Source organism: Sulfuricurvum sp. (assembly GCF_023229695.1).
Classification (GTDB): Bacteria; Campylobacterota; Campylobacteria; order Campylobacterales; family Sulfurimonadaceae; genus Sulfuricurvum.
The window spans coordinates 49,461-57,256 of sequence record NZ_JALNYS010000020.1; the positions used below are offsets into that span (position 1 = coordinate 49,461).

The 7,796-nt window shown below is 39.5% G+C and carries 10 protein-coding genes and 1 other RNA gene; 8 read left to right on the plus strand and 3 right to left on the minus strand.

The features are described 5' to 3' along the window. Positions 1 to 121 precede the first annotated feature (121 nt). From M0P91_RS13270 to M0P91_RS13290, 5 genes are all read left to right on the plus strand, one after another. Positions 122 to 526: an Hpt domain-containing protein gene (locus tag M0P91_RS13270; protein ID WP_295068360.1), complete on the plus strand. Its 405-nt coding sequence runs from the start codon at positions 122 to 124 to the stop codon at positions 524 to 526. Then, positions 523 to 1,263: a tryptophan synthase subunit alpha gene (gene trpA / locus M0P91_RS13275; RefSeq protein WP_295068362.1), complete on the plus strand. Its 741-nt coding sequence runs from the start codon at positions 523 to 525 to the stop codon at positions 1,261 to 1,263. The genes M0P91_RS13270 and trpA overlap by 4 nt, the downstream gene beginning before the upstream one ends. Before the next feature lie 37 nt (positions 1,264 to 1,300). Beyond that, positions 1,301 to 1,672: a transfer-messenger RNA gene (gene ssrA / locus M0P91_RS13280) on the plus strand. A 117-nt stretch (positions 1,673 to 1,789) separates the two neighbouring features. Next, complete coding sequence (locus tag M0P91_RS13285) at positions 1,790 to 2,782, plus strand: hypothetical protein (RefSeq protein WP_295068364.1); 993 nt, start codon at positions 1,790 to 1,792, stop codon at positions 2,780 to 2,782. Continuing rightward, on the plus strand, positions 2,779 to 3,045 hold the full coding sequence (locus M0P91_RS13290; RefSeq protein WP_295068366.1) for a hypothetical protein: 267 nt from the start codon (positions 2,779 to 2,781) through the stop codon (positions 3,043 to 3,045). Before M0P91_RS13285 ends, M0P91_RS13290 begins: the two co-directional genes overlap by 4 nt. A 99-nt stretch (positions 3,046 to 3,144) precedes the next feature. Here the strand turns inward: M0P91_RS13290 and M0P91_RS13295 are convergent, their stop codons facing one another. After that, positions 3,145 to 3,885 carry a DUF3800 domain-containing protein gene (locus M0P91_RS13295; protein ID WP_295068368.1) on the minus strand — a complete coding sequence of 247 codons (741 nt, stop codon included), beginning with the start codon at positions 3,883 to 3,885 and terminating at the stop codon, positions 3,145 to 3,147. 599 nt (positions 3,886 to 4,484) lie between these two features. Between M0P91_RS13295 and M0P91_RS13300 the strand changes: the two genes are divergently transcribed. Together M0P91_RS13300 and M0P91_RS13305 are read left to right on the plus strand one after the other, a co-directional pair. Then, complete coding sequence (locus M0P91_RS13300; RefSeq protein ID WP_295068370.1) at positions 4,485 to 5,057, plus strand: hypothetical protein; 573 nt, start codon at positions 4,485 to 4,487, stop codon at positions 5,055 to 5,057. Beyond that, entirely contained in the window at positions 5,054 to 5,965 is a 912-nt protein-coding gene (locus tag M0P91_RS13305; protein WP_295068372.1) for a hypothetical protein, read from the plus strand. The genes M0P91_RS13300 and M0P91_RS13305 overlap by 4 nt, the downstream gene beginning before the upstream one ends. Positions 5,966 to 6,002: 37 nt before the next feature. Here the strand turns inward: M0P91_RS13305 and M0P91_RS13310 are convergent, their stop codons facing one another. Continuing rightward, on the minus strand, positions 6,003 to 6,134 hold the full coding sequence (locus M0P91_RS13310; RefSeq protein WP_295068375.1) for a hypothetical protein: 132 nt from the start codon (positions 6,132 to 6,134) through the stop codon (positions 6,003 to 6,005). Between the two features lie 32 nt (positions 6,135 to 6,166). Further along, positions 6,167 to 6,481 carry a hypothetical protein gene (locus M0P91_RS13315; protein WP_013450031.1) on the minus strand — a complete coding sequence of 105 codons (315 nt, stop codon included), beginning with the start codon at positions 6,479 to 6,481 and terminating at the stop codon, positions 6,167 to 6,169. Positions 6,482 to 6,624: 143 nt separating this feature from the next. On the opposite strand from M0P91_RS13315, the gene M0P91_RS13320 reads away from it, so the two are divergent. Further along, positions 6,625 to 7,689 (plus strand): XRE family transcriptional regulator, encoded by a 1,065-nt coding sequence (locus tag M0P91_RS13320; protein WP_295068380.1) that lies wholly within the window; start codon positions 6,625 to 6,627, stop codon positions 7,687 to 7,689. Positions 7,690 to 7,796 lie beyond the last annotated feature (107 nt).

The following is a 7,796-nucleotide window of genomic DNA, read 5'->3' on the forward strand; positions in this document are numbered from 1 at the left end:
TCCCGTCGGGGGACTCTGGATTATAGTTCGTATATTACCCTAAATTTTTAGGTACGTCTCTATCCTGAGCATTTTGTCAGATTAAAAGCGGTATAATTTTGAGATATCAGGAGAATTTGTTATGGGCGTACGGAGCGGGTTAGAAGCCAATTTTGACTTTGAAATTATTGACGAGTTTCTAGACCACTACGCAATGATGGTAGAGATTATGGAAGGGCTGATTATCGATTTGGGCCATCCACAGCGGTATCGCCGGAGTGTCGAAGAGCTGTTCCGTATTTTCCATAACATTAAATCGGCGACCGGTTATCTTCAGCTGGAGTCGATGGTGCGGCTTGCGGCGTTTGTCGAAGATGCGCTTGAACAGCTGCGGGAGCGTGAGCGTCCGGCAAATGCCGAGACGGTAACATGGCTGATCAGCGTTGCCGATATGTTCATGCAGTGGCAGGAAGATTTCAAGATGGACAACGACCTCGCCAAAATCAATTTTTCCCTTTTAATTTTACCCGATATGGAGATAGCGTGAAGCAACTTGTAGCGTACATTACAGCAGGATATCCCGACAAAAATTTTACTGTTGATCTGGCTTTGGCCCTGGGGCAAAACGGCGTTGATACCCTTGAACTGGGGGTCCCCTTTTCCGATCCGGTAGCGGATGGCCCGGTGATTGAAGCCGCGAACGGACGTTCGCTCGAAAACGGTTTCCGGTTTGCCGATATCCTTACAATCTCCGAAGCGATTGCCCCCTCAATCGATACGTTATGGATGGGGTACTTCAATCCGTTTTACCAATATGGGATTGAAAAACTTCTCGACCGTGCACAAAAAATCGGGGTAAACGGTCTCATTATCCCCGATGTCCCCTACGAAGAGGCAAAAGGGTATCACTCTTTGTTTGAGAGCCGAAATCTCGCCAATATCAGTTTTGTCGCTCCGACGGACGGCGAAGAGCGGATCGCGCTGATCACGGCGGAGGCACGTAAATTTATCTATCTTGTCGCCTATGCCGGGATTACCGGAAGCGGCAAAAGCGAAGATTTGGCTCCGGTTTTGGAGATGATCAAGCGCCACAGTACTACTCCGGTCTACGTCGGATTCGGGGTCAATGAAAAAACGGCACAAGAAAAGGTGCAGGGGGCAGACGGTGTGATCGTCGGTTCTGCCATTGTCAACGTCCTTTTGGACGATACACTGAATCATACTCAGAAAATTTCCAAATGTTGTGAGATTACCCGCAATATTAAATCGTTGATTAACAGTTAATAGTGCTATAATTGCACCCTGACTTCGGTTATCACGTGGGGGCGACATGGCTTCGACTGGATCAAGAAGGTTTAGGTTGCATCGCCGGACTGAGCAGCTCCGTTACACGGCTCACACTTGCTTAAACGCAAACAACACTAATTACCGTCCTGCTTACGCTGTAGCGTAAGTTTAATTTAATTTAGGACTGCGCTACCTTCCTATGCTATAACCGGAAGGGCTTGGCGTATAACCCCTGTGATAGCTATACTCCCGGAATGCCTCGGACGGGAACGAATTTAGAGGATTGGACGCAGTAGCTTTGCTCGATTGTGCGAGAGCGTTTGAAACACAAACAACGATACTAAGCATGTAGACGCCTTTACTCTCTTGGTTTAGGACTCCGGTTCAATCCCGGACGCCTCCACCAAAACTTCAAATTATTTCCCTACCTAATAAAATTATTTTTAGAAATAATAGACACTTTTGTTTATTTATTGACATCTATGTTATCATAACTAAATCAGATATTATAAAAAGTGAAGAAATGAGAATATTGACATTTAGAGGGGAGACACCTGCTGATGCTCTTAAAAAAGCACAACTTGAAGTTGGTGAAGAAGCAATGCTCATTGAAACACGTGAGATTCAAAAAAAATCGCATGGACAAAATGCTCTCTACGAAATCGTCGTAGGTGTTGATGATGATGTAATCAAAAATGCTAAGTCAAAAATCATGGATTCTTTGATTAAACGAGGTGGTAGAGAAGAAAATGATGAAATATTTCAAGAATTTATCATTTTGCAAGAAGAAAATGAAAAACTTACAAAAAATGTATATGATTTAAAAGAACAAGTATTAGTCTATCAATCGAAAAGTGATCAAATTGAAAATATTATTATTCGTTTAAAAGAATCAGGAAAGTTAACTGATGATGAATTAAAAGAGTTATATGCAAGTGATGATGAAATAGAAAGAATAAAATCTCTTAGAGACGACGAAATTGAAGAAGAAAAAGCAACCATTACTGAGGCAATTTTTCAGATTACAGATTCGATGAAGAGTTTAAAAGTGAGTATGATTTTATACATATCACTTTTAATCGGATCAAGTGTTATAGCAACTTTATTGGTAATCAGCTTGCTGTATAGTATTTTTTTCTCGCCATCTATTGATACATTAAAAATAAATGGGTTAATGGCGAATTATTTAGCCTTTGCCAGTCCATCCATTTTAAAAATTGTTTTACTAGTTATTGTCTTACGTTTTATCAATAACATTCTCAAATTACGTGAAAATCTTTTAGTTGAGACGGGGTATATCGAAAAAGTTTCAGGAGTGTTAAAAGCGGGAATGTTGATGAGTGATTATTCACGAAGCATGATAGAAGCTCGTGAAATTTTCAAAAAAGTGATTAATCAGTTGATTAAAAAAGACAACTCTTTAGATAAGGATAAAGTCAAAGAAGAGGATGATTCCATGGCTATGTCTATCGCAGAAAAAACAGTGTCGATGATGACAAAAAGTATAAAACAGTGACTCCACTCATCCCTAAAAATTTGCCTCTAAGTAGCGATTATGAGACAAAAGTTTTGGGGTGCGAAATCGCTATCAAACCGAAACAATCGGCAAAAGCACTTTATCAAGCGCAAATCGAGAAAAAAGCGCAAGAGATTGTGAACCGTGTCGTAAAAACGTCTGCTCTCGAAAACCAAGCTCCAAGCATTGTAGCACAAAAAAAGATGCTTATTCAAGCCAAAGCGATGATTTCTAAAATGCCAAAATCGCAAGTATGGGCATAGTACTTTTTTAGTTGAAAGAATCTACAGAGAGATTTTTATGAATCATTTATAGATTTTCGTGTATACTACTTTTCAGAATTGACCACTGCGTAGCGGGGGTCAATTATCCTTCGGTAATACAACTAATCCATGTCCTCCAACTTTTCCATTTTTATCTTTACGAAATTTTTCTTCAATGATCTCAAAATCTTTGTTTGTCTTTTTACCTATGATGTGTCGACCGATGGGAGAAACCACTAAATCTGCCAGTTGTAGACCGTTTAGATTCTCTTTTTTATCTTTTAGAATTAGCCCACCCGAAATGCGATCTTCGATTTCAGCACCCTTGAGAAAACGGGTTCCTTTGATTTTAAGCTGTAACCATGATAGCTCAAGTTCATGATCAAGAGTACGATCCCGCTTTTCAGCGATAACAAGCCCTTTTTTCTCATCCGATTTAATCTCCATATAAAACCGTTCGACAAGAACATTTAGCCCAAGCATATAAGGATCAATAGCGGCAAAATCGTATTTGGCAACATGTTCGTTTTTCTTGATCACGCACGCAACGACTTTAAAATCAAGGGTAGCGATAAGATGATTCAATTTCTCGTAGAAATTCTCACGAAATGCTTTTTCCTTTAGTCGTTCAAAGCCATTTTTATTGCGTGTGATGTCGGCAGTGTGAAGAATAATATCCGTTGTACCGAACATCTCTTTTTTGAACTGATCTATACGTTCATTGAGATTTTCGAGATTATCACGATCTACGATCACCCCGCCTAAAACAAATACGGGATATTGATCGTCAATTTTTGTGAGGTTATGATCACCGGACTCATCCAAAAAGAGTATTTTCATATTGGCAGTAAGTCCTTTGATTGATATTTATTATGGTGATTATATCTATTGGAGCTTGTAATCATGGTATATGTGTCATGATACATATCAGGGTTAATACAATAGGGTAAAAATCGAAAAAACCGACATAGGTTTATAGCTATGTCGAAAAAATACAAAAATATCGACATACTTCCCCCGATTTTTCTTGTCTCTCCCGACAGTGCCCGTTTGCTATAATTTCCAAAGAGATACTATAACCGCAAGGATACAGATGAAAACCAAAATTTCTTATTTTTACAATTGAAAACCATATTTTATAAAGATGATATTATAGGTAATGGATCGATTTTCAATTCTGTTACTAAAGACGATGTTCAAAAAATTAAGATACTTGTCCCAAATGCAGATATTGTAAAGATTTTTGAAAATAACGTGAGAGTCATTTCAAAAATGTTGGATAATTTGCACACGAAAAATCGAAATCTCAAAACTCAACGAGATATGCTTTTGCCGAAGCTGATTTCGGGGAAGATAAAAGCAATATAATGAGATATATTGTTGAAGTTTGGGTATGCTACTTGCTTAAGAGTAGAATATTAGATGGAGGGAGATAGAGAATGATACCTGATTGGAACATTTCAGGTTTGATACCTCCTATACGACCTGATCAGCCTGGACATAGCCCAGAAAGGTCTCCCTATCGTGTTGGGTTGATGGATATTGTCAATAAATTTTCTGAAACCCCTGAACGAAGAAATATATTAAGTGGTCTTTTGAGATATCGTCAGGCTTTACATAATCTTGGAATGATCGATGGATTTCAATGGCTTGACGGTAGTTTTATGGAGAATGTCGAAACTACACAAAATCGTAATCCCAATGATATTGATGTTGTGACATTTTTTATGATGCCTGATGGTATGACGCAGGAAATATTTGCAAGAGATCATATGAGTTTATTTAATCCTGAATATACGAAAGATGTTTTCAAGGTGGACGCATATCCAGTGGAACTTGGTTATCCTACCGACAATTGGTATGTCAGACAAATATCATACTGGTACAGCATGTGGTCACATACTCGTCAAGAACAGTGGAAAGGTTTTTTAGAGATTGATCTTTCTCCAATTGAAGATGCAGAGGCTTTGGCGTTTTTGCACGCTATATCGAATGAAGGGGGTGTTGTATGAATTATAGAGAGTACGACATGGTTTCTTCTGAAATCAAACAATTAGAATCGTTGTTAGCTGATATACCTTCCAATAGAATCATTGAGCGGATGGGGCTTGAATCGCGCCTTAAATCTGCAAAAAAAATATTCGAAAGTATTGAAAAAGAGAGCATTCGTCATCGTGCTGTAATAACTTTTCGTGGTCAACCTGTGATGGGAAGCCATGGTATCGTAGCGGAATTTGCGGCAAAAGCTACCGGGGCATTTTCTGAAGCTGTCTCGGCTATTGCGGCGTCATTATCGGATAATCTCAAATATATGGGACCAATCCCTAATAGAGAGCGTAATCAAATGCTGATTACTGGTACGGCTATTGGATCATTTGGATTCGAATTTGAAATTCCGAAAGCAGATGAAGATTCTCTTTTCCCCGGATCATCTGAGGCTGAAGTTGCTCTTGAAAAAATGCAGGAACTCTTTAACTCTTCGATTACCGGAAATGACGATTTATTGACTGAGCTTGTGGAAGAAATTCATCCGAGAGCTGTTGTTAAAGCGGTAGAGTTTTTAGAAGTGATGAAAACAAATAAAGCTTGGTGCGCACTTTCTTTTAAAGAAAAAACTTTTCGATTTTCAGATTTAGAACAGATAGAAAGAGCAATGTCTAAGCTTGATAAAGACAATATAACGGAAACAGAGGGTGTTTTTCAGGGAGAGTTACAAGGAATTTTACCCTCAAGAAGAACATTTGAATTTAAAACGAGTGAGGGGATCATTACTGGAAAAATCGGTGCGGAAATTAAAGATCCTGATGTATTAAACCGAGAGTATTTGCATAAACCAGTTTCACTCAACCTTCGCATCACACAAGTTGGTCAAGGTAATCCTCGCTACATGCTAAATGATTTAACTCATATAGTTAACTGACCTTGTATACTGAGAAGAATTTCCTCTCAGTATGCGATTACTTCCCTTTTTTTGTTTGACTAAGGGCGCTAGCAGCGACTGTTTTGCAGGCTTTGCTTGCAGAAGGGCTTTTCAGCACTTTTGATGCTGTAGAAGCTACATTAGAGGATGTCTGCTTTTTATTTGCCATGGTGTCTCCTTTCATAAGATGTGTTGTTGTCATCAGCGTGAAAAATTTAGATCGATGAAACCGATTTGATCAAGAATATAAACTACTGCTCCGGCGATTAGAAACGAAAGTATCCAGTAATACTCCATCAAGAAGAGATACCCTACTAAAAACATCGCAGGGATAGCGATCCATTTGATCGCTTCGGCGGTATGACGTTTTCGCTGTCGATAGGTATCCGTCAGATCAAAACGGAGTATGTACCAAACGATCCCTCCAACAATCATCAGTAAAAGTACCCACCAGTAGTTTTCAACCAGCGGCGCAACCATGGCTTTTAATATATCAGTTGTATTGATAGTAAGCATTAAAAAACTCCATTTGTGAAATAGGTTTACAAATATACAATAAAATACATAAAATGTAAACCTATTCAGCCGATATGAAGTTGTTTCGATTTACAATTTACAAGATAGTCATCATGGTTGTAAACCATGGGAGGAGTGATAAAATGTTTGGAGAGCGTATAGCGCGGGCGCGTAAAACCGCCGGCTTGTCATTACGTGGATTGGCAGATCAAGTGGGTGTCTCTCAGACAGCCATAGCAAAATATGAAAAAAACCAGATTCACCCCGATTCGCAGATGCTTTTAAAATTATCTCAAGCTTTGGGAGTGAAGAGCGGGTATTTTTTCCGTCAACAAAGTGTAACCCTTTCAAAACCGGAGTATCGTAAAAAAAGCTCAATATCTCAAAAACAGTTGGATATCATCGAGGGGAAAATTTTGGATCAAATCGAACGCCGTTTAGAGCTCGAAGCATTGTTTCCAAAATCCCCCGTACACCCTTTTGCTTTGGTTGAGGGATTGCCCTCTGTGATTGGGTCATATGAGGATATCGAAACAATCGCTGAAGCGGTGCGTAATGAATGGAAACTTGGGATGAATCCTATCCCTGAACTGATCGACGTTCTGGAGAGTCATGGAATCCGTGTGTTTCAGGTTGAAGATGATGGTGATGGTAAATTTGATGGTCTAATGGCACATGTCGGAAAACATCCTGTAGTCGTGATATCCTCAAAATGGTCGGGAGATCGACAACGATTTACAATGGCGCATGAATTAGGACATTTGTTAATGCACGGACGACTCAATGAGGGATTAAACGAAGAAAAGGCGTGTCATCGATTTGCGGGAGCATTATTAGTGCCTAAAGTAGCAGTTCAAGATGAGCTGGGGACGTTTCGAACCAAGTTGGAATATCGAGAGCTGTTGTTGTTGAAACAGGAGTACGGTATTTCGATGTCTGCGGCATTACGTCGGGCATATGATTTAGGGATTATCAAAGAGAGTTATTACAAATATGTTGTGATCGATTTTTCTCAGCGCGGTTGGCGTAAAAATGAGCCTTATCCTACCAAGCAAGAAGAGTCCCACCACTTCACTCAGCTGATTTTTCATGCATTGGCGGAAGAGTATATCGGAGAGTCCAAAGCGGCCGATTTGATGAATATGAGCGTCATGGATTTTTACCATCTCCGAATGATAGAGAGCAACGGTGCGTCTGTTCATCAGTGATACGAATATCTTTAGGGCACCTCTAAAAACCCACCTCAAAAGCAGATAAGCACCAATTCGATAAAATAAAGATATATATGTCAGAGAACGGAGAGGTTTGGGATGAG

Coding starts and splice junctions, on each gene's coding strand:
- M0P91_RS13270 (WP_295068360.1), top strand. CDS start 122: ATGGGCGTACGGAGCGGGTTAGAAGCCAATTTTGACTTTGAAATTATT.
- M0P91_RS13285 (WP_295068364.1), top strand. CDS start 1,790: ATGAGAATATTGACATTTAGAGGGGAGACACCTGCTGATGCTCTTAAA.
- M0P91_RS13295 (WP_295068368.1), bottom strand. CDS start 3,885: ATGAAAATACTCTTTTTGGATGAGTCCGGTGATCATAACCTCACAAAA.
- M0P91_RS13300 (WP_295068370.1), top strand. CDS start 4,485: ATGATACCTGATTGGAACATTTCAGGTTTGATACCTCCTATACGACCT.
- M0P91_RS13305 (WP_295068372.1), top strand. CDS start 5,054: ATGAATTATAGAGAGTACGACATGGTTTCTTCTGAAATCAAACAATTA.
- M0P91_RS13310 (WP_295068375.1), bottom strand. CDS start 6,134: ATGGCAAATAAAAAGCAGACATCCTCTAATGTAGCTTCTACAGCATCA.
- M0P91_RS13315 (WP_013450031.1), bottom strand. CDS start 6,481: ATGCTTACTATCAATACAACTGATATATTAAAAGCCATGGTTGCGCCG.
- M0P91_RS13320 (WP_295068380.1), top strand. CDS start 6,625: ATGTTTGGAGAGCGTATAGCGCGGGCGCGTAAAACCGCCGGCTTGTCA.